The sequence below is a fragment of the Rathayibacter sp. Leaf185 genome, assembly GCF_001423885.1.
Classification (GTDB): Bacteria; Actinomycetota; Actinomycetes; order Actinomycetales; family Microbacteriaceae; genus Rathayibacter.
Genome location: NZ_LMPP01000003.1, coordinates 391,025 through 411,026, shown reverse-complemented (window position 1 = coordinate 411,026; position 20,002 = coordinate 391,025). Strand labels below are relative to the sequence as shown.

Below are 20,002 nucleotides of genomic sequence, written 5' to 3'. Positions count from 1 at the left end.
AAGACTCTCAGCGCCGATGGTACTGCAGGGGGGACCCTGTGGGAGAGTAGGACACCGCCGGACACCATTCACGATGGCCACCCAGAAATGGGTGGCCATCGCTGTTTAACCCGCACTTCGCTCCGATCCACTTCGTACTCGATGACGAGTACGCGAGGACCGGTGCAGAGGCGCTTCGCGAGAGGTGATGAGCCATGACGACTGAGCACGAGACTCCGGCTGCCTCGATCGACGGACTCGTCGATCGCCTCGAATCGATCGAGGACCAGCCGCTTCCGACCAGGGCGGCGTCCTACGCGGAGCTGCAGGAGCGCCTCCGCACACGCCTCGAAGGCGGGGACTCACCACGATGACTGATCCCGACGACGTGCGCCTCGATACGGCTCTCGCAGAGCGGGGGATCGCGCGCTCCCGCACTCATGCCGCGCGCCTGATCGCCGACGGTCTCGTCACCGTCGATGGTGCTCCCGTGTCGAAGGCGTCCCTGCGCGTGCGAGCCGACCAGGAGGTCGCCGTGGCCGGACTCGATCACTACGTGAGCAGGGCGGCCCACAAGCTGCTCGGCGCTCTCGAGAGCTTTCCGACGGTACGTGTCTCCGGTGCGCACGCCCTCGATGTGGGAGCGTCAACCGGCGGCTTCTCGCAGGTGCTCCTGGAGCGCGGCGCCGCCTCCGTCATCGCTCTGGATGTCGGGCACGCTCAACTCGCGCCGCGGATCAGATCGGACGATCGCGTTCACGTGGTCGAGGGATTCAACGCGCGCGACATGACCGCGGAGTCGCTGGTGTCCGCGTCCGGATCGGCTGCGGCTCCGAACCTGGTGGTGGCGGACGTCTCGTTCATCTCGCTCGCGATGATCCTGCCGGCGGTCGTCTCGTCCGTCTCGCCGGAAGCGGACTTCGTCGTGCTGATCAAGCCGCAGTTCGAGGTAGGACGGACGGGCATCAAGGAGGGCATCGTCCGCGACCCCGAACTGCGCCGGGAAGCGCTGTCGGACGTGCTGTGGTCGGCGTGGGACGCGGGGCTCGGTGTCGTCGGTCTCGCCGCCTCGCCACTGCTGGGAGGCGCTGGGAATCACGAGTATCTCGCGCACCTCCACCGCGACCGCGGAGCGATTCCGACAGAATGGAGGGACGCGGTCACCGCGCTCACCACCGGATGACGCGACCGTGTCCGCCGCCGTCGACGCATCCGCGTCGTCCAGTACCGAAGGACACTCTCTCGATGCAGTCCCCTCCTGACGAGCGCCACATCCTCGTCGTCGCCCACACCGGTCGGGCGGACTCCCTCGATGCCGCGGTCCTCGTGGTCCGCCGGCTGCGTGACTCCGGTGCGCACCCGGTGCTCTGTGCGGACGACAAGGGCGACATCGTCGCCGCCTCTCCGGAGTTGGCGGATGTCGCCGTGCTGGGCGTCGACGCCCAGCTCGCCTCGGTCGAGCTGGTGTTCGTGCTCGGCGGGGACGGCACGATCCTGCGCGCCGCCGAGATCGCGCGCTCCGGCACGGCACCGCTGCTCGGCGTGAATCTCGGTCATGTCGGCTTCCTCGCCGAGAGCGAGCGCGACGACCTCGACGATGCCGTCGCCCGTGCTCTCGACGGCGACTACCGCGTCGAGGAGCGACTGGCGCTGCAGGTCCGCGTGAAGATCGACGACGTCGTCGTCTACGAGACCTGGGCCCTGAACGAGGCCACCGTCGAGAAGGGCAGCCGCGAGCGGATGCTCGAGGTCATGGTCGGTGTCGACGGCCGGCCGCTCTCGAGCTTCGGCTGCGACGGGATCGTGGTGTCCACTCCGACCGGATCGACCGCCTACGCGTTCTCGGGCGGAGGGCCGGTGGTCTGGCCGACGCTCGAGGCGATGCTCCTGGTGCCGCTCAGTGCTCACGCGCTGTTCGCGCGCCCGCTCGTGGTCGGGCCCGAGTCCAGTCTCGCGGTGGAGGTGAAGGAGCGGACCGATGGTGTCGGAGTGCTCTGGGCCGACGGCCGGCGGACGTACGAGCTCCCGCCGGGAGCCCGGGTCGTCTTCCGCCGATCGCCCGAGCCCGTGCGATTCGCCCGCCTTCACGATGCGCCGTTCACCGATCGCCTCGTGCACAAGTTCGGTCTCCCCATCCGCGGATGGCGGGGGTCGGCCGAGACGGAGTAGCGCGATGCTCGAAGAGCTGCAGATCCGAGACCTCGGCGTGATCGCCGAGGCGACGCTTCCGCTCGGTCCCGGCTTCACTGCGGTGACGGGGGAGACGGGCGCCGGCAAGACCATGGTCGTGACCGCGCTGGGACTCGTGCTCGGTGCGCGGTCCGACGCCTCCGCCGTGAGAGCGGGAAGCGCTCAGGCCTGGGTGTCGGGCCGCTGGCTCGTCCCCGAGGACGGCGCCGTGGCCGATCGTGTTCGCGACGCCGGGGGTGACCTCGACGGTCCGGAGCTTCTGCTCGCCCGCTCCGTGTCGGCCGAGGGCCGCGGACGCGCGGTGGTCGGCGGGCGCAGTGCTCCCGTCAGCGTGCTGAGCGAGCTCGCTGACCAGCTGGTCGTCGTGCACGGGCAGTCCGATCAGATCCGGCTCCGGTCGGCGGCCGCTCAGCGCGACGCGCTCGACCGCTTCGGCGGTCAGGAGCTGGCGGAGGCGCTGCGCGACTACGCGGGTGCGTTCGAGCGCTGGCGCGCGAACCGTGAGGAGCTGGACGAGCTGACGACGGCGCGCGAGGCGCGTGCCCGCGAGGCGGAGCGCCTCCGGAACGCCCTGGCCGAGATCGAGGTCGTGGCGCCTCAGCGAGGAGAGGACACCGAGCTCGCAGCGCAGTCGGAACGGCTCGGCAGCATCGAGCAGTTGCGCCTCTCGGCGGGCGAGGCCCGCGAGGCGATCTCGTCGGAGGAGCTCGACGGCCGCGACGCGGTCGGGCTGCTCGACGCCGCGCGCCGGATCCTCGAGCGCGCCGCCGAGCACGACGCCGCGCTGCTCCCCACCGTCCAGACCCTCGACGAGGCCGGAGTGCTGCTCGTCGACGCCGCGGGCGGTCTCTCGTCGTACCTGGCCGAGCTGGATCTCGATGGTGCGCACGACCTCGAGCTGATCGAGAACCGGCGTGCCGAGCTGTCGGCTCTCGCACGGACCTACGGACCGACGCTCGAGGACGTGCTCGACCTGGTCGACTCCTCCGGACTGCGCCTGCTCGAGCTCGACGGCGACGACGAGCGGATCTCGGCGCTCGAAGCGGACACCGCGGCCGACGCCGACCTGGTCGAGCGACTGGCCGATCGGCTCACGGAGCTGCGGACGGCCGCGGCGCTGGAGCTGGGGGAACGGGTGAGCGACGAGCTGACCGCGCTCGCGATGGCCGACGCGCGCCTCCGGGTGCAGGTGACGAGCACGAGCGAGCCCTCCGCCCACGGTCGGGACGCGGTCGAGATGCTGCTCCAGCCGCATACCGGAGCCACGCCGCGGCCGCTCGCGCGCGGCGCCTCCGGAGGAGAGCTGTCGCGGGTGATGCTCGCGATCGAAGTCGTCGTCGCCGCCAACGACCCGGTGCCGACCTTCGTGTTCGACGAGGTGGACGCCGGCGTCGGCGGAGCGGCGGCGATCGAGATCGGGAGGCGCCTCGCACGGCTCGCCGAGACCTCGCAGGTGATCGTGGTCACCCACCTCGCCCAGGTCGCCGCCTTCGCGACGAACCACCTGCGCGTCGAGAAGGGCTCCGACGGCTCCGTCACCTCGAGCGCGGTGACCCAGCTGGTGGCCGAGGAGCGCGTGTCCGAGATGGCGCGCCTCCTGTCGGGGCTCGCCGATTCGGAGAACGCGCTGGCGCACGCTCGGGAGCTGCTCGAGACGAGTCGGCCGCGCTGATTCGAGGGGTGCCGGCGAGGTGCCCGCGATTCGCTGTTAGGGTGGAAGCCCGTGGTGGACATTTCGAACTCGGGCCCTTCCTCTTCTCCTCGTCATGCCTCCGGTGCTTCTGACACCGGTGCGGCGAAGGTCACGAAGCACATCTTCGTCACCGGTGGCGTCGTCTCGTCGCTCGGCAAGGGGCTCACGGCTGCCAGCCTCGGCAACCTGCTCACCGCGCGCGGACTGCGCGTCGTCATGCAGAAGCTCGACCCGTATCTCAACGTCGATCCCGGAACGATGAACCCGTTCCAGCACGGCGAGGTCTTCGTGACCGACGACGGCGCCGAGACCGACCTCGACATCGGCCACTACGAGCGATTCCTCGACATCAACCTCAACCAGGCGGCGAACGTCACGACCGGGCAGATCTACTCGCGCGTCATCGCCCGCGAGCGTGCAGGCGAGTACCTCGGCGACACGGTGCAGGTCATCCCGCACATCACCGACGAGATCAAGCGCCGCATGCGCCTCCAGGCCGAGGACGACCCGCAGCCCGACGTGATCATCACCGAGATCGGCGGCACGGTGGGCGACATCGAGAGCCAGCCGTTCATCGAGTCGGCCCGCCAGGTCCGCCACGAGCTGGGCCGCCGCAACGTGTTCTTCGTGCACGTCTCGCTGGTGCCGTTCATGGGCGCCTCGGGCGAGCAGAAGACCAAGCCGACGCAGCACTCGGTCGCCGCGCTGCGCTCGATCGGCATCCAGCCCGACGCACTCGTGCTGCGCAGCGACCGCCCCGTCTCGGAGTCGAACAAGCGCAAGATCGCGCTGATGTGCGATGTCGACGAGCAGGCGGTCGTGAACGCGAAGGACGTCGCCTCCATCTACGAGATCCCCGAGATGCTCAACGAGCAGGGCCTCGACTCGTACATCATCGACCAGCTCGGGCTGCCTGCCGGCGAGGTCGTCTGGGACGGCTGGTCGAAGCTGCTCGAGGCCGTGCACGAGCCCAAGCACGAGGTGACCATCGGCCTGGTCGGCAAGTACATCGACCTGCCCGATGCCTACCTCTCGGTGACCGAGGCGCTGCGTGCCGGCGGGTTCGCCCAGCAGACGAAGGTCGCGATCCGCTGGATCGCGTCGGACGGTCTCGAGGACCCGGAGGCGGCCGCGAAGGCGCTCTCGGAGCTCGACGGCATCTGCGTACCCGGCGGATTCGGCATCCGCGGCATCGAGGGCAAGCTCGGTGCGCTGCGCTTCGCGCGCGAGAACGGCGTCCCGACGCTCGGGCTGTGCCTCGGCCTGCAGTGCATGGTGATCGAGTACGCGCGCCACGAGGCGGGGCTCGAGGGAGCCTCGTCGTCGGAGTTCGATCCGGAGACCGAGTTCCCCGTCATCGCGACGATGGCCGAGCAGGTCGAGATCCTCGCCTCCGGAGACATGGGCGGCACGATGCGCCTCGGCCTCTACACGGCCGATCTCGCCGAGGGATCGATCGTCGCGGAGGTGTACGGGGCCCCGCAGGCGGCCGAGCGCCACCGTCACCGCTACGAGGTGAACAACCGCTACCGCGACCGCATCGCCGAGGCCGGACTGTGGTTCTCGGGGACGTCCCCCGACGGGAAGCTCGTCGAGTACGTCGAGCTGCCGCGCGACAAGCACCCCTACTACGTGGGCACCCAGGCGCACCCGGAGCTGCGCTCGCGGCCGAACAACGCGCACCCGCTCTTCACGGGCCTCGTGACGGCGGCGCTCGAGCGCCAGGAGTCGACGCGCCTGTTCCCGGCCTCGGAGGCCGGCGCCGATGTCTGAGCCGCTGGCCGACGAGCTGGTCGATCCCGAGATCCTCACCAGTGAGCGCGTCTTCGACGGGATGGTCTGGGGTGTCCGCGCCGAGACGTTCCGCTACGGCGACGGCGTGCTGCGCCGCGAGTTCCTCGACCACACCGGCGCGGTCGCGGTCCTCGCCCTCGACGAGCACGATCGTGTCGCGCTGATCAAGCAGTACCGCCACCCCGTCCGCTCCCGCGAGTGGGAGATCCCCGCGGGGCTCCTCGACATCGAGGGGGAGGACGCCCTCCTCGCCGCCCAGCGGGAGCTGGCCGAGGAGACCGACCTGCAGGCCGGCCGCTGGGATCTGCTGTCGGAGTTCGCGACCTCCCCCGGGGGCAGCGACGAGGCGATCCGCATCTACCTGGCGCGCGATCTCTCGGCGACCGACTCCGTCTTCGCGCGCGAGGCGGAGGAGGCCGACATGGAGCTGCGCTGGGTCGACCTCGACGACGCCGTCGACGCCGTGCTCGAGCGCCGGGTGCAGAACCCGTCGCTGACCATCGCGGTGTTGGCCGCCCACGCCTTCCGCGCGCGCGGCTGGGACGGGCTCGGCGACGCCTCCTCGCCGTGGACGCGGCACCCGCGGGCGCGCCGGGGGTGACTCCGCGGGCCTGCGCCGACGCGTTCCTCCGGCAGTCGAGCGTCGAGCGCGGGCTGTCGGCCCACACGATCGCGGCCTACCGCCGGGACCTCGAGCTGTACCTCGGCTGGCTGGGTGAGCAGGGTGTCGACGATCTGGCGCAGCTGCGCCGGGCGGATGTGGGCGCCTTCGCCTCCTGGCTCGCCGCCCGCACCGAGCGGCCGCTGGCGGCCTCGTCGCGGGCGCGGATCCTCTCGAGCGTGCGCGGACTGCACCGGTTCGCCCTCGAGGAAGGCATCGTCGCCGACGATGTGGCGCACGACGTCGTGCCGCCCAAGCTGGCGATGACGCTGCCGAAGGCGATCACGGTCGAGCAGATGGCCGCGCTGCTCGAGGCGGCACGAGGCGAGGAACTCGCCGACCTCCGCGATCGCGCGCTGCTCGAACTGCTCTACGCCACCGGCGCCCGCATCTCGGAGGCCGTCGACCTCAACGTCGACGACGTCTTCGACGCCGAGGTGGTGCGGTTGACGGGCAAGGGCTCGAAGCAGCGGATGGTGCCGCTCGGCCGCTTCGCGCGCGAGGCCGTGGACGACTACCTGGTGCGCGCGCGGCCTGAGCTGTCGCGGCGCGGTCGCGCCACTCCGGCGCTGTTCCTCGGAGTCCGCGGGAGTCGGCTGTCGCGGCAGAGCGCGTGGCTCGTCATCCGCGCGGTCGCCGAGAAGGCGGGGCTCGACCGCGAGATCTCGCCGCACACGTTCCGGCACTCCTTCGCGACGCATCTGCTCGCGGGCGGGGCGGATGTGCGAGTGGTGCAGGAGCTGCTGGGGCACGCCTCCGTGGCGACGACGCAGATCTACACGCTGGTGACCGCGGACTCGCTGAGGGAGGTCTACACGACGGCTCATCCGCGGGCGCGGCGCTGAGGGAGGCTGCTGCTGACGGTGGTGGGTCTTCTCACGTCGCTGCGCGGCTGCTCGACCAGCAGGGTGGGTGCAGTGCCTGGACGGGGCACGGCGGGGCGGGGCGGCGGGTGGCGGGGGCGCCGGTACACTCGGTGGAGGCCGCGCGGGAGCGCATGCCGACACGGAAGCGAGGCGACGCAGGTGACACGCAAGACGGACGCGAAGGCCGAACTCTCCGGCCTCGAAGCCCCGGCGCTCGGCCCCACGGGCCGCCCCCTGCGCGACTTCCCGCTGCCGGTCGAGCTCACCGGCCACGGGCCTGCCCGCATCATCTCGCTGTGCAACCAGAAGGGCGGCGTCGGCAAGACGACGACCACCATCAACCTGGGCGCGACGCTGGCCGAGTACGGCCGCCGCGTACTGGTGATCGACTTCGACCCGCAGGGCGCGCTCTCGGCGGGCCTCGGTGTCGCGACCTACGACGCGATCACCGTCTACGACCTCCTCCTCGGCACCGTGAAGGACCCGGCCGAGGCGATCCAGTCGACGAACGTCGCCGGGCTCGACATCATCCCGGCCAACATCGACCTCTCGGCGGCCGAAGTGCACCTCGTCAACGAGGTCGCCCGCGAGCAGATCCTCGCCCGCGTGCTGCGCAAGGTGAGTGCCGACTACGACGTGATCCTGATCGACTGCCAGCCCTCGCTCGGGCTGCTCACCGTCAATGCGCTCACGGCGAGCCACGGGGTGCTCATCCCGCTCGAGTGCGAGTTCTTCGCCCTGCGCGGGGTGGCTCTGCTGGTCGAGACGATCGACAAGGTGCGCGACCGTCTCAACCCGGTGATCGAGCTCGACGGCATCCTGCCGACGATGTACGACTCGCGGACCCTGCACTCGCGCGAAGTCCTCGACCGGGTCGTGCACGCGTTCGGCGACAGCGTCCTCGAGACCGTGATCGGCCGCACCGTGAAGTTCCCCGACGCGAGCGTGTCGGGGGTGCCGATCACGCAGTTCGCGCCCGAGCACAACGCCGCCAAGGCGTACCGCCAGCTCGCCAGGGAGCTGATCTCGCGTGGCGCGGTCGCCTGAGGTCGTCCTGGAGGCGCCGGAGTCCGGCTTCCGCGTCGCGCTGGCCAACTTCGAGGGGCCGTTCGATCTGCTCCTCAGCCTGATCGCGAAGCAGCAGGTCGACATCACCGAGATCGCGCTGAGCGCGGTGACGGACGAGTTCCTCTCGTACCTGCACGGGATCGACACCCTGGCGGGACTCGACCGGGCCTCGGAGTTCCTGGTCGTCGCCGCTACCCTCCTCGACCTCAAGATCGCCGGACTGCTGCCGCAGGGCGAGCTCGTCGACGCCGAGGACGCGGCACTGCTCGAGGCGCGCGATCTGCTGTTCGCGCGCCTCCTGCAGTACCGCGCGTTCAAGCAGGTGTCGGCCTGGTTCGCCGGGAGGATCGAGGTCGAGACCACGCGGCACGTGCGCCAGGTCCCGCTCGAGGAGGAGTTCCGCGCGAAGAAGCCGGAGCTGGTCTGGACGCTCTCGGCGGAGGACTTCTCGGCCCTCGCCGCCTTCGCGCTGGCGCCGCGGGAGATCCCGACGGTCGGACTCGAGCACCTGCACGCCCCGCTCATCAGCATCCGCGAGCAGGCCGCGTACCTCGTCCGCGTGCTCCGCGAGCGCACGACCGCGACGTTCCGCGAACTGATCGCCGACGCCGGCGAGAAGGGCGTGATCGTCGCGCGCTTCATCGCGGTGCTCGAGCTCTACCGCCACGCCGCCCTCGCGTTCGAGCAGCCCGAGCCGCTCGGCGAGCTCACGCTGCAGTGGGTCGCCGAGTCGTGGTCGGATGCCAACCTCGCGCACCTGGGGGCCGACTATGACAGCTGACGCCTCCGTCGGGACCGTCGCGTTCGAGATCGACCGCGCGATCGAGGCGATCCTGATGGTCGCCGACGAACCGCAGTCGCTCGTCGCGCTCGCGACAGCGCTCTCGCGGCCCATCGTGGTCGTGCGGCAGTCGATCGAGCGGCTCGTCTCCGACTTCGACGGCGAGACCGGCGGCATCCGTCGCGGGTTCGAGCTGCGCGAGGTCGGTGGCGGCTGGCGCGTCTACGTGCGCCGCGAGTACGACACCGTCGTCTCGGACTTCGTGCTGACCCAGAACCCGACGAAGCTGTCGCAGGCGGCGCTCGAGACCCTCGCGGTGATCGCCTACAAGCAGCCGATCTCGCGCGGCCAGGTGGCGCAGATCCGCGCGGTCAACGTCGACTCGGTGGCGCGCACCCTCCTCGGACGCGGTCTGATCGCCGAGGTCGGCAACGACCCGGAGACGGGCGCGATCCTCTACGGCACGACCGAGCAGCTGCTCGTGCACCTCGGCCTCACGTCGCTCGATGAGCTGCCGAAGATCTCACCACTACTGAGCGACGGACGGGACGGATTCGATGAGCAGCACTCCTAGCAGCGAGGGCGAGCGCCTGCAGAAGGTCCTGGCCGCGGCGGGGGTGGCCTCCCGACGCGTCGTCGAGGAGATGATCGTCGCGCGCAGGATCCGCGTGAACGGAGAGGTGGCGGCCGAGCTCGGTCGCCGCATCGATCCCGCGACCGACCTCATCGAGGTCGACGGAGTCGCGGTGCAGCTCGACACCTCGCGCCGCTACGTGATGCTGAACAAGCCGATCGGCGTCGTCAGCTCGCTGGCGGACGAGAACGGCCGGCCCGACCTGCGCACCTACACCCAGAACTTCGAGGAGCGGCTCTTCAACGTCGGCCGCCTCGACGCCGAGACCTCGGGGCTGCTGGTGCTGACCAACGACGGCGAGCTGGCGCACGTGCTCGCCCACCCGTCCTTCGGAGTGACCAAGACCTACATCGCGAAGGTGCACGGGCAGGTCCTCCCGCAGACGATCGCGGCGCTGACCGCGGGCATCGAGCTCGACGACGGTCCGGTCGTGGCCGACAAGGCGCGTCTGCTCGGCCGGCCGGAGGGGCGTTCGAACGCCTCGCTGGTCGAGATCACGCTGCACTCGGGGCGCAACCGGATCGTCCGCCGCATGATGGCCGAGGTCGGGCACCCCGTTCAGGAGCTGGTGCGCCGCCAGTTCGGGCCGCTGCACCTCGGCACTCTGCGCTCGGGCGACCTGCGCGATCTCACCCGGGCCGAGCTCGGGGCCCTGCTCACGATCTCGCGGCAGGGCGGTGAGAAGCCGGTGAGTGCCGAGGAGAAGCCGGAACGAGCGGCTCGGCCAGCGCGCTCCGACCGGCCTGCGCGCTCCGACCGGCCCGCGCGCGAGGACCGGCCCGCGCGCGAGGACCGGCCCGCGCGCGAGGACCGGCCCGCGCGCGAAGACCGGCAGCGCCCTCGGAGCTCCTCCGCAGGCGGCGATCGGCGGGACTCTCCTCCGCGTCGCTCCGGCGTCGACAAGCAGCGACGACCTGATCGGTAGGCTGTCGGGGTGAACGAGCTGCTGCACCCCGCCCCGCCCGCGATGCGGACGACGGGGACGGTGCGCGTGGTCGGCTCGGGACTCCTGGGCGCCTCGATCGGGCTCGGCCTGGCGTCTCGCGGAGTCGACGTCGTGCTCGACGACGCCTCGCCGGCCAGCCTCTCGCTCGCGATCGACTACGGCGCCGGGCGCGCCGCCTCCGACGACGACGACCCCGTGCTGATCGTGGTCTGCGTGCCGCCCGACGTGGTCGCGAACGTCGTCGAGCGTGAGCTCGCGGCGCACCCCTCGGCGGTGGTGACCGATGTCGCCAGCGTGAAGATGCAGCCGCTGCGCGAACTGCGGGCGCGCGGCGTCGACCTCGTGCGCTACATCGGCTCGCACCCGATGGCGGGTCGCGAGCGCGGTGGCCCAGTGGCGGCCCGCGGCGATCTGTTCGTGGGGCGGCCCTGGGTGCTCTGCCGCGACGGCGAGACGACTCCCGAGGCGCTCGCGCGCGTCGAGGCGCTCGCACTCGATCTCGGCGCGGCCATCGTCGAGATGGATCCGGAGGAGCACGACCTCGCCGTCGGGCTGGTCTCGCACGTGCCCCAGATCGTGTCGTCGCTGCTCGGCCAGCGCCTCCTCGACGCGCCCGACGACGCCCTGCGGCTCGCGGGCCAGGGGGTCCGCGATGTGACGCGCCTCGCCGCGTCGGCCCCCGAGCTGTGGGTGCAGATCCTCGGAGCGAACCGCGACCACGTCGTCTCGGTGCTCGACGCGTTCCGCGACGACGTGGCCGCCGTGGCCGACGCGCTGCGCGGGCTGGACGCTCCCGGCGCGCGACGTCTCCTCGCCGAGCACCTGGCCGCGGGCAACGCCGGAGTCGCCCGCCTCCCGGGCAAGCACGGCCAGGCCCAGCGCTTCTCGACCCTGATCGTGCTGATCGACGACCTGCCGGGGACGCTCGCTCGCCTCCTGGTCGAGATCGGCGAAACGGGAGTCAACCTCGAGGACGTGCGCCTCGAGCACGCGGAGGGGCGTCGCGTGGGTCTCGCCGAGATCTCGGTGGTGCCCGAGGCGGTCGGTCCGCTGACCGACGACCTGACCGCGCGCGGCTGGCGGATCGCCGGATGAGATCGGCGACGGGAGCGGGCGAGCGTATGAGTACTGAGCGAACGAGCACCGAGCAGATGAGCACCGAGAGCGTATGAGCACCGAGCAGAACAGGCAGGACGGCGGACTGAACCGGATGACTCCGGCCCGCCGCGCACAGCAGAGCATCCCGGAGGACGGCGGCTCCGCGGTCGAGCGGTCGCGGGGAGCACAGGTCGACGAGGCCGCCGACTTCGGCGCCGCGACCGTCGTCGCGGTCGACGGCCCCGCGGGCAGCGGCAAGTCGAGCGTCTCGCGCGAGGCCGCACGCCGGCTCGACTTCGAGTTCCTCGACACGGGCGCCGCCTATCGCGCGCTCGCGTGGCACGGACTCGACACCGGCCTCGACTTCGCCGACGAGCGCGCGATCGTCGACGCACTCGACGGCTTCGACTACTCCATCGGCACCGACCCCGAGACCTACTCGGTCTGGGTCGGGCGGACCGAGGTCACGGCCGCGATCCGCGAGCCCCGGGTCACGGCCCGGGTGTCGGCCGTGGCGAAGGTGCCCGAGGTGCGCCGGAGGATCACCCTGCTCTTCCGCCGCATCATCGGCGAGACCCGCAAGGCGGGCATCATCGTCGAGGGACGCGACATCACCACGGTCGTCGCGCCGACCGCTCCCGTGCGGATCCTCCTCACCGCGAGCGAAGAGGCTAGGATGGCGAGGCGTTCGCGCGAAGTCACCACGGAATCCGCTGAGGCGACGGGTCTGGCACTGCGGTCGAGGGACCGCGCCGACTCCCAGGTGGTCGACTTCATGAACGCCGCAGAAGGAGTCACTCTTCTCGACTCCACTCACCTCGACTTCGAGCAGACCGTCGATGCGGTCATCGCCGAGGTCCGATCTTCGAGAGCAAGGGCCGATCATGGCACAGGACACGCACGTCGGTGACGACGAGCTGAACTACCCGGACGACGACCTCGTCGAGCGCCTCGGCGACCTCGACGAGCAGCTCGCCGCCTCCCGCGCGCAGGCGCTGCGCAGCGGACTCGAGGACTACAACCTCGACGACGAGGACCTGACGCTCCTCGACTACTCGGGCAGCGAGTCCGACGAGGTGATCTACCTGCCGGCACTGCCGGTCGTGGCGATCGTCGGCCGGCCCAACGTCGGCAAGTCGGCGCTCGTGAACCGCATCCTCGGCCGCCGCGAGGCCGTCGTCGAGGACACCCCCGGCGTCACGCGCGACCGCGTCTCGTACAAGGCGGAGTGGCTCGACCGCTCGTTCACGATCGTGGACACCGGCGGCTGGGAGCCCGACGCCCGCGGCATCGACGCCTCCGTCGCGATGCAGGCCGAGATCGCGATCGACCTCGCCGACGCCGTGATCTTCGTCGTCGACGCGAACGTCGGCGCGACCGCGACCGACGAGCACGTCGTCCGGCTGCTGCGCAAGACGAAGAAGCCCGTGTTCCTCGCGGCCAACAAGGTCGACGACGCGCGCCAGGAGCCGAACGCCGCCTCGCTGTGGTCGCTGGGCCTCGGCGAGCCCTACCCCGTCTCGGCCGTGCACGGCCGCGGCGTCGCGGATCTGCTCGACACCGTGCTGGAGAAGCTGCCGCTCGAGTCGGCCGTCGCCAAGCGCGAGATCGGCGGACCCCGCCGCGTCGCGATCCTCGGCCGCCCGAACGTCGGCAAGTCGAGCCTCCTGAACAAGGCCGCGGGGGAGGAGCGGGTCGTCGTCAACGAGCTCGCCGGCACCACGCGCGACCCGGTGGACGAGCAGGTCGAGATCGCCGGCAAGGTGTGGCGCTTCGTCGACACCGCCGGCATCCGCCGCCGCGTGCACCTGCAGCAGGGCGCCGACTTCTACGCGTCGCTGCGCACCTCGACCGCGCTCGAGAAGGCGGAGGTCGCGGTCGTCGTGATCGACGTCTCCGAGCCGATCTCGGAGCAGGACGTCCGGATCATCGACCTCGTCCTCGAGTCGGGTCGTGCGCTGGTCCTCGCCTTCAACAAGTGGGACCTGCTCGACGACGAGCGCCGCCGCTACCTCGAGCGCGAGATCGAGAAGGACCTCCATCACGTGGCGTGGGCGCCGCGCGTCAACATCTCGGCCAAGACCGGCCGCCACCTCGAGAAGCTGGTGCCCGCTCTCGAGCTCGCCCTCGAGTCGTGGGACACCCGCATCCCCACCGGCAAGTTCAACGCGTTCCTCGCCGAGCTCACGGCGGCGCACCCGCACCCGCTGCGCGGCGGCAAGCAGCCGCGCGTGCTGTTCGGCACGCAGGCCGCCTCGCGTCCGCCGACCTTCGTGCTCTTCACGACCGGGTTCCTCGACCCGGGATACCGCCGCTACATCCAGCGACGCCTCCGCGAGATCTACGGGTTCGAGGGCTCGCCGGTGAACGTCAACATGCGCGTGCGCGAGAAGCGGGTGCGCTGAGGCGCTTGATCGTCTCGGGCTCTTCGGCTCGCCGTTCTGCGTTCGGCTCGCGGGAATCCTCGGATCCCGTGAGCCGAACGTGTTCCTGCGAGCCGGACCGGGCCCGGCAACGGTGATCGAGCACCGGCGATTCGGAAGGCGCGTGCGTCGGACCGGTCAGCCGCTCGATCGACTCGTCACGAGTGGTCGCCGTCCGTGAGGGGAGGCAGCCGTCTGTGACGGATCCGACGGTGAGCTCGTCAGGTGCCGGTGGCGAACGGCCACCAGGACGGCAGCAGGCTGCGGTAGGCGGCGAGGTAGATGTCGGGGGTGCGCGGTGCGGGGAGGCGCAGCCACGCCTCCATCAGCCCAGTCGAGCCCGCGGCCAGGAAGGACGCCGTCCCGTCGGCGAGGAAGGTGCCGAGCGCGTCACTCGCGGGGATGTCGAGGGTGCCCGTCTCGAGCGTGGCGGTGACGGCGGAGCGGAAGTGCACCGCGAGCATCGCGCGCAGCCCGGAGTCGCCGCCCGCGGAGTCGAAGGCCCGAATGTAGAGGGTCCGGTGCGACTCGAGATGCCCGAGGATGCGCGACGTGCCCTCACGGATGGTCGTATCGGTCGCTGCTCCGCCGCGGAGAGTCTCGAGATAGTCGTCGCGGATCGCGTCGAGTTCGGCGCCGAGGGCCGAGCAGAGCAGTTCGGCGGCCGACGAGGCATGGGCGTAGAACGTGGAGCGGTTGACGCCGGCGCGGTCGGTGATGTCCGAGACCGTGAGGCTCGACACCTCCGCGTCGGTGGCCAGATCGATGATGGCTCGGTGCAGGGCCACCTGCGATCGCTTCTGCCGCGCGTCCACTCCTGTTGCCTCCGTCGTCCGCGCCGCCCCCGCCTGCCCGGACGGGCCCACGCGCTCCGCGATTCTACGTGCGCGAGCGGAGGCACGTTTTCACTTCGGGGGCCGCGATCCGCTAAGGTAGTCGAGTTGCCCGGGCCACGGTCCGGACTGCCACGGGCTGTGGCGCAGCTTGGTAGCGCACTTGACTGGGGGTCAAGGGGTCGCAGGTTCAAATCCTGTCAGCCCGACAGAAAGCCCTGATGAGACGTCGTTCTCATCGGGGCTTCTTCGTTTCTGCGAGGGTGTCGCGCCCCCTGACCGACCGCGATCGGGAGGCGCGACCGAGCCCCTCGCGACAACGCTGAGCGCTTGCTCGTGGAACGTCGACCGGGTCGCCCCCTCCGAGGAGTACCGCGGCACGAGAGCCTCCAGCGACGGGTGGAACGTGCGCAGAACGGCCAGGCGCCGCCGGCGTCCGATGCCGCTTCGTTCGTAGGACGATAGGGGCATGGAGCCGTGGCCGACCCATCGCAGCGGCGTCGTGATGCTGCCGAGCGGTCGGCTCGTGCGCGGGCGTGCGTTGAGAGACGGTCCTGTGGGCGAGCAGGACGCACCGGACTTCGGGCTGTATCTGACGTCGCGCGCGCACAGCGAGAACTGGCCGTCGCGATGGATCGCGTGGCCGGACTTCCGTCTGCCCCGAGCGCCGTCCGACGCGATCGCGGCGCTCCGGGACGCCTACGAACGGTCCTCGAGCGGAAGAGTCGAAGTCGCCTGCGGCGGAGGCACAGGGCGAACGGGAACCGCCCTCGCCCTCCTGGCCCGGCTCGACGGCGTGCCGGCGGACGAGGCCGTCGCCTGGGTCCGCTCCACCTACCGGCCAGGGGCGGTCGAAACTCCCCGGCAGCGCACGTTCGTGCGTGACGCTCGGCTGGACCCCTGATCGACCGCCTCGGGAGGCGGCCCGTCAGTCCGCCGGTGAAGCGGCTCGGTGGGCCGAGGCGCCGCGGTGTGATGCCGCAGACCTGCGAAGGGGAGGGGATGCAGGCGGTGCCGAAGGCGATCGGCTCGTCCGCGATGATGAGGGGATGTACGGGAACCGCCTCGCGCGCTGGGAGCGCGCCGCCGAGTGGCCGCTGATGATCGCCGCGTCGGTGTTCCTCGCCGCCTACGCGACCCAGATCCTCGCGCGAGCGGAGGGACCGGTCGAGGCCGTCGCCGAGGCCCTGCTGTGGGGGACCTGGGCGGTCTTCCTCCTCGACTATCTCGCGCGTCTGGCGCTCGCCGAGCAGCGCGGGCGATGGTTCTCGCGGCATCTGCTCGACCTCGCCGTCGTCGCCCTGCCGATGCTCCGGCCGCTGCGACTCATGAGGTTCCTCACGATCATCTCGCTGATCCAGCGCAACGCCGGGTCGATGCTCCGCGGGAAGGTGGTCGTCTACACCGTCGGCGCGACGGCGCTGACGATCCTGGTAGCGGCGCTGGCGGTCCTCGACGCGGAGCGGGGAAGCGGTGGTCCGATCCGGGACTTCGGCGACGCGATCTGGTGGGCGTTCGTCACTGTGACGACCGTCGGCTACGGCGACTTCGTGCCCGTGAGCGTGATCGGCCGCGTGGTCGCCGTCGGGCTCATGGTCGGAGGCATAGCGCTGATCGGTGTGGTCACGGCGACGCTCGCGTCCTGGATCGTCGAGCGGGTGTCGCTCGAGACGGAGGAGACGGTGGCGGCGACGGAAGAGCAGGTGGAGGCACTCCGGGGCGAGATCGCTCAGCTCAAGGAGATGATCCGCGACCTGCGTCCGTCCCGCTGAGCGCGCCGCTTCGGCCTCGGCGCTCCCCTCAGCGCCCGATCTTCGCGTGCGAACGGGAGTAGGCGAAGTAGATCGCGAATCCGATCGCGAGCCAGACCACGAAGCGCAGCCAGGTCTCGATCGAGAGGTTGAGCATCAGGTACGTGCAGATCAGGGCCGAGAGGCCGGGCAGCCAGGGGTTGAGCGGTACTCGGAAGCCGCGCTCGAGCTCGGGCCGCTTGCGGCGCAGGACGATGACGCCGACCGAGACCAGCACGAAGGCCGAGAGGGTGCCGATGTTCACCATCTCCTCGAGGACGCCGATCGGGGTGAAGCCGGCGAGCAGGGCCACGATCACGGTGACGACGACGGAGGTGACCCACGGTGTGCGCAGGCGCGGGTGCACCGCCGCGAGGCGCGGGGGGAGCAGGCCATCGCGGGACATCGCGAAGATGATGCGCGTCGCTCCGATGAGCAGGGTGAGCACGACCGTGGTGAGGCCTGCGACGGCACCCGCCGAGATGACCGTCGCCATCCAGGTCTGGCCGTGGTAGGCGAAGGCGTTCGCCAGCGCGGCGGAGGGGTCGAGCTCGCGGTAGGGGACCATCCCGGTCACGACGAGGGCGACGGCGCAGTAGAGCACGGTGCAGATGATGAGGGAGGCGATGATGCCGATGGGCATGTCGCGCTGCGGATTGCGGGTCTCCTCGGCGGTCGTCGCCACGACGTCGAAGCCGATGTAGGCGAAGAAGACCAGCGAGGCGCCGGCGATGATGCCACCGACTCCGAAGGTCGCCGGCTCGATACCGGAGAGGAACTGCAGGAGCGGCTGGGTGAGACCGGACGCGGCCTGGGACGCCTCCGCCGGCGGGATGAACGGCGAGTAGTTGGCGGCGTTCACGAACTGCAGACCGGCGATGATGACGAAGAGCACGATGAAGAGCTTCACCGCGACGAGGACCAGGTTGACGCGCAGCGACTCCTTGATGCCGAACGTCATCAGGGCGCCGAGCACGAGGACGAGGAGGATCGCGGGGACGTCGACCACTCCGCCGTAGGAGAGCGCCTCGGGGAGCACGATGCCGAGTTGACCGAGGAACGAGCCGAGGTAGGCGCTCCAGCCCTGCGCGACGACGCTCGCGCCGAGGAACAGCTCGAGGATGAGGTCCCAGCCGATGATCCACGCGAAGAGCTCACCGAGCGAGGCGTACGAGAACGTGTAGGCCGAGCCCGAGACGGGCACGGTCGAGGCGAACTCGGCGTAGCACATGGCCGCGAGCGCGCAGGCGAAGGCGGCGACGACGAAGCTCAGCACGATCGCGGGGCCGGCGATGTCGTGCGCGGCACGGCCGGTGAGGGTGAAGATGCCGGCGCCGATGACGACTCCGACGCCGAAGACGGTGAGGTCGAGCGCGCTCAAGGACTTCTTGAGGCGGAACTCGGGGTCGTCGGTGTCGGCGATCGACTGCTCGACGGACTTGGTGCGGAGGATGCTCACGGTGGTTCTCTCCCGGTGCGGTGGGTGCGGCGATTCGCGGTGCGAAGGCACTCCGGGAGGATAGTGGCGCGGGCGCGTCAGGGGCGTGCGCTCGCGCTCCACGCGTCCCACAGGCGCGCATAGCGGCCGCCGGCGGCGAGCAGCTCGGCGTGGGTGCCCTCCTCGGCGATGCGGCCCGCCTCCATCAGGACCACGCGGTCGGCCGTCGCCGCCTGGCTGAGGCGGTGTGCGACGACCAGCGCGGTGCGACCGCGCAGCACCTCCGCCGCGGCCTGCTCGAGCCGGCCGGCGTCGACCGAGCCCGCCTCGGCGGTGGCCTCGTCGAGGATCACGGTCGCGGGATCGGCCAGCAGCACGCGGGCGAGGGCGAGCTGCTGCGCTTCGGCGGGGGTGAGCGCGAGGCCGGAGGCGCCCAGCAGCGCATCGAGACCGGGTCGGCTCAGCAGGTGCCCGGCTCCGACGCGGAGCAGCGCCTCCGCGACCTCGGCGTCGAGCGCCGCGGGGGAGGCGAGGGTCAGGTTCTCGCGCAGGGTGGCGTCGAAGACGTGGACCTCCTGCGTCACGAGCACCGTCGGCTCCGGGCGGGTCACCGAACCCGAATCGGCGGTGTGCACGCCCGCGGCGAGTGCGGCGAGGGTGCTCTTGCCGGCGCCCGAGGCTCCGACCACGGCGACGGTCGCACCGGCGGGCACGACCACCGAGACGTCGATGAGCACGGGGTGGCCGGGGAGGTGCGCGTGGTGCAGCGAGGTGAGCCGCAGCTCTGCGGAGGCGGCGGAGGTGACCGGGTGCGGCGCCTCCGCCGCGATCACACCGACGATGCGGCCGAGGGAGGCGAGGGCGGACTGCAGCTCGTCGACGACGAAGAGCAGCTGGTTGATCGGCCCGAACAGGCGGAGGAAGAGCAGCATCGCTGCCGTCGTGCCGCCGAGGGTGCCGGCGCCGCTGCGGACGAGGAGGAAGCCCACGACCAGCAGCGCGCTCATCCCGAGGAACTCGGCCAGATTGAGCCGGGCGAAGAAGCCGTTCTGGATCGCGCGAGCGCGCATGGTCACCCGCACCACCGACCACGACGCGGCGGCGATGCGCTGCAGGTGGGCGCGGCCGAGACCGTACGCGCGCACCGACTCCAGGCCGCGCAGCGAGTCGAGGAGCCGTTGGGCGCGGTCGGACATCGCCGAGCGCTCTGCGGCGTAGACGGACGGGGCGGAGCGCAGGTACCAGCGCACGGCGAGCACGTGCACGGGGACGATCACGAGCATCGCGGCGGCGTAGCGCAGATCGATGACCGCCATGCCCACCAGAGTCACGGCGATGGTGAAGAGCGCGCCCGTCACCGCGGGGACGACGCTGGGGATCGCGTCGGACACCTCGGCGACGTCGTCGCCGGCTCGAGTGACGAGGTCGCCGGTGCCCGCCCGCTCCACCCGGTACTGGGGGAGTCGGAACGCGGCGTCCACCATCCGCTCACGCAACTCGGCGAGCATCCGCTCGAACAGCCGCGACGCCGCGACGACGCCGACGGCCGAGAGCAGCGCGCCGGCGATCACGGTCGCGGCCATCACGAGACCGAGCAGCGGAACGATCCCCGGATCACGCTCCGCGGCGGTGACGGCGTCGACGACGGCCCCCAGGGCGAGCGGAGGCGCGATCCCGGCGGCGGCGGCCGCGACGAGCAGCACGACGAGGGGCAGGAGGAGGAGGCGTCCTCGCCCGAGAGCATCCCACGACGCGCCCAGGACGACGCGGCCGGGGGCCGTCGGGAGGCGATCGGTCGTCATCGTCGG

At 71.2% G+C, this 20,002-nt stretch carries 18 protein-coding genes, 1 tRNA gene and 1 pseudogene; 17 read left to right on the top strand and 3 right to left on the bottom strand.

All coding sequences use genetic code 11. From position 1 onward, the window contains the following. The first annotated feature begins 194 nt into the window (after positions 1–194). The 14 genes and pseudogenes from ASG06_RS20270 to der all read left to right on the top strand — a co-directional run bounded on the left by ASG06_RS20270 (position 195) and on the right by der (position 14,115). A complete protein-coding gene (locus ASG06_RS20270) occupies positions 195–353 on the top strand; it encodes a hypothetical protein (RefSeq protein WP_197409426.1) in 159 nt (52 codons plus the stop codon). Further along, entirely contained in the window at positions 350–1,162 is an 813-nt protein-coding gene (locus tag ASG06_RS14260; RefSeq protein ID WP_056043479.1) for a TlyA family RNA methyltransferase, read from the top strand. The genes ASG06_RS20270 and ASG06_RS14260 overlap by 4 nt, the downstream gene beginning before the upstream one ends. A gap of 62 nt (positions 1,163–1,224) precedes the next feature. Then, positions 1,225–2,148, top strand: coding sequence for an NAD kinase (locus tag ASG06_RS14255; protein WP_056043476.1), 924 nt, complete (start codon positions 1,225–1,227; stop codon positions 2,146–2,148). 4 nt (positions 2,149–2,152) lie between these two features. Then, positions 2,153–3,841 (top strand): DNA repair protein RecN, encoded by a 1,689-nt coding sequence (gene recN / locus ASG06_RS14250; RefSeq protein ID WP_056043473.1) that lies wholly within the window; start codon positions 2,153–2,155, stop codon positions 3,839–3,841. Between the two features lie 51 nt (positions 3,842–3,892). Then, a complete protein-coding gene (locus tag ASG06_RS14245; RefSeq protein WP_056043470.1) occupies positions 3,893–5,635 on the top strand; it encodes a CTP synthase in 1,743 nt (580 codons plus the stop codon). After that, positions 5,628–6,257 carry an NUDIX domain-containing protein gene (locus ASG06_RS14240; protein WP_056043468.1) on the top strand — a complete coding sequence of 210 codons (630 nt, stop codon included), beginning with the start codon at positions 5,628–5,630 and terminating at the stop codon, positions 6,255–6,257. The genes ASG06_RS14245 and ASG06_RS14240 overlap by 8 nt, the downstream gene beginning before the upstream one ends. Beyond that, positions 6,224–7,162 (top strand): site-specific tyrosine recombinase XerD, encoded by a 939-nt coding sequence (gene xerD, locus ASG06_RS14235; protein ID WP_231727750.1) that lies wholly within the window; start codon positions 6,224–6,226, stop codon positions 7,160–7,162. The genes ASG06_RS14240 and xerD overlap by 34 nt, the downstream gene beginning before the upstream one ends. A 180-nt stretch (positions 7,163–7,342) precedes the next feature. Next, positions 7,343–8,230 carry a ParA family protein gene (locus ASG06_RS14230; RefSeq protein ID WP_056043465.1) on the top strand — a complete coding sequence of 296 codons (888 nt, stop codon included), beginning with the start codon at positions 7,343–7,345 and terminating at the stop codon, positions 8,228–8,230. Next, positions 8,214–9,032: a segregation and condensation protein A gene (locus ASG06_RS14225; protein WP_056043462.1), complete on the top strand. Its 819-nt coding sequence runs from the start codon at positions 8,214–8,216 to the stop codon at positions 9,030–9,032. Before ASG06_RS14230 ends, ASG06_RS14225 begins: the two co-directional genes overlap by 17 nt. Beyond that, the gene (scpB, locus tag ASG06_RS14220; RefSeq protein WP_056043459.1) at positions 9,022–9,606 is read left to right on the top strand and encodes an SMC-Scp complex subunit ScpB; all 585 of its coding nucleotides are present in this window, start codon (positions 9,022–9,024) and stop codon (positions 9,604–9,606) included. Before ASG06_RS14225 ends, scpB begins: the two co-directional genes overlap by 11 nt. Continuing rightward, a pseudogene (locus tag ASG06_RS14215) lies at positions 9,590–10,351 on the top strand (pseudouridine synthase); the annotation flags it as partial. The gene scpB and the pseudogene ASG06_RS14215, both read left to right, overlap by 17 nt. Before the next feature lie 282 nt (positions 10,352–10,633). Further along, positions 10,634–11,707 carry a prephenate dehydrogenase gene (locus tag ASG06_RS14210; RefSeq protein WP_056043585.1) on the top strand — a complete coding sequence of 358 codons (1,074 nt, stop codon included), beginning with the start codon at positions 10,634–10,636 and terminating at the stop codon, positions 11,705–11,707. A 73-nt stretch (positions 11,708–11,780) separates the two neighbouring features. Then, complete coding sequence (gene cmk, locus ASG06_RS14205; RefSeq protein WP_231727748.1) at positions 11,781–12,620, top strand: (d)CMP kinase; 840 nt, start codon at positions 11,781–11,783, stop codon at positions 12,618–12,620. After that, complete coding sequence (der, locus tag ASG06_RS14200) at positions 12,595–14,115, top strand: ribosome biogenesis GTPase Der (protein ID WP_056043456.1); 1,521 nt, start codon at positions 12,595–12,597, stop codon at positions 14,113–14,115. The genes cmk and der overlap by 26 nt, the downstream gene beginning before the upstream one ends. A gap of 239 nt (positions 14,116–14,354) precedes the next feature. Here the strand turns inward: der and ASG06_RS14195 are convergent, their stop codons facing one another. Continuing rightward, on the bottom strand, positions 14,355–14,921 hold the full coding sequence (locus ASG06_RS14195) for a TetR/AcrR family transcriptional regulator (protein WP_162239027.1): 567 nt from the start codon (positions 14,919–14,921) through the stop codon (positions 14,355–14,357). 180 nt (positions 14,922–15,101) lie between these two features. Between ASG06_RS14195 and ASG06_RS14190 the strand changes: the two genes are divergently transcribed. The 3 genes from ASG06_RS14190 (at position 15,102) to ASG06_RS14180 (ending at position 16,738) form a co-directional block, all read left to right on the top strand. Continuing rightward, positions 15,102–15,175 (top strand) — tRNA-Pro (locus ASG06_RS14190). A gap of 260 nt (positions 15,176–15,435) precedes the next feature. Continuing rightward, positions 15,436–15,870 (top strand): protein-tyrosine phosphatase family protein, encoded by a 435-nt coding sequence (locus ASG06_RS14185; RefSeq protein WP_056043451.1) that lies wholly within the window; start codon positions 15,436–15,438, stop codon positions 15,868–15,870. 145 nt (positions 15,871–16,015) lie between these two features. Continuing rightward, on the top strand, positions 16,016–16,738 hold the full coding sequence (locus tag ASG06_RS14180; protein ID WP_056043449.1) for a potassium channel family protein: 723 nt from the start codon (positions 16,016–16,018) through the stop codon (positions 16,736–16,738). Positions 16,739–16,766: 28 nt separating this feature from the next. Here the strand turns inward: ASG06_RS14180 and ASG06_RS14175 are convergent, their stop codons facing one another. Beyond that, entirely contained in the window at positions 16,767–18,215 is a 1,449-nt protein-coding gene (locus tag ASG06_RS14175) for an amino acid permease (RefSeq protein ID WP_056043446.1), read from the bottom strand. 77 nt (positions 18,216–18,292) lie between these two features. Continuing rightward, positions 18,293–19,996, bottom strand: coding sequence for an ABC transporter ATP-binding protein (locus tag ASG06_RS14170; protein ID WP_056043443.1), 1,704 nt, complete (start codon positions 19,994–19,996; stop codon positions 18,293–18,295). Positions 19,997–20,002 lie beyond the last annotated feature (6 nt).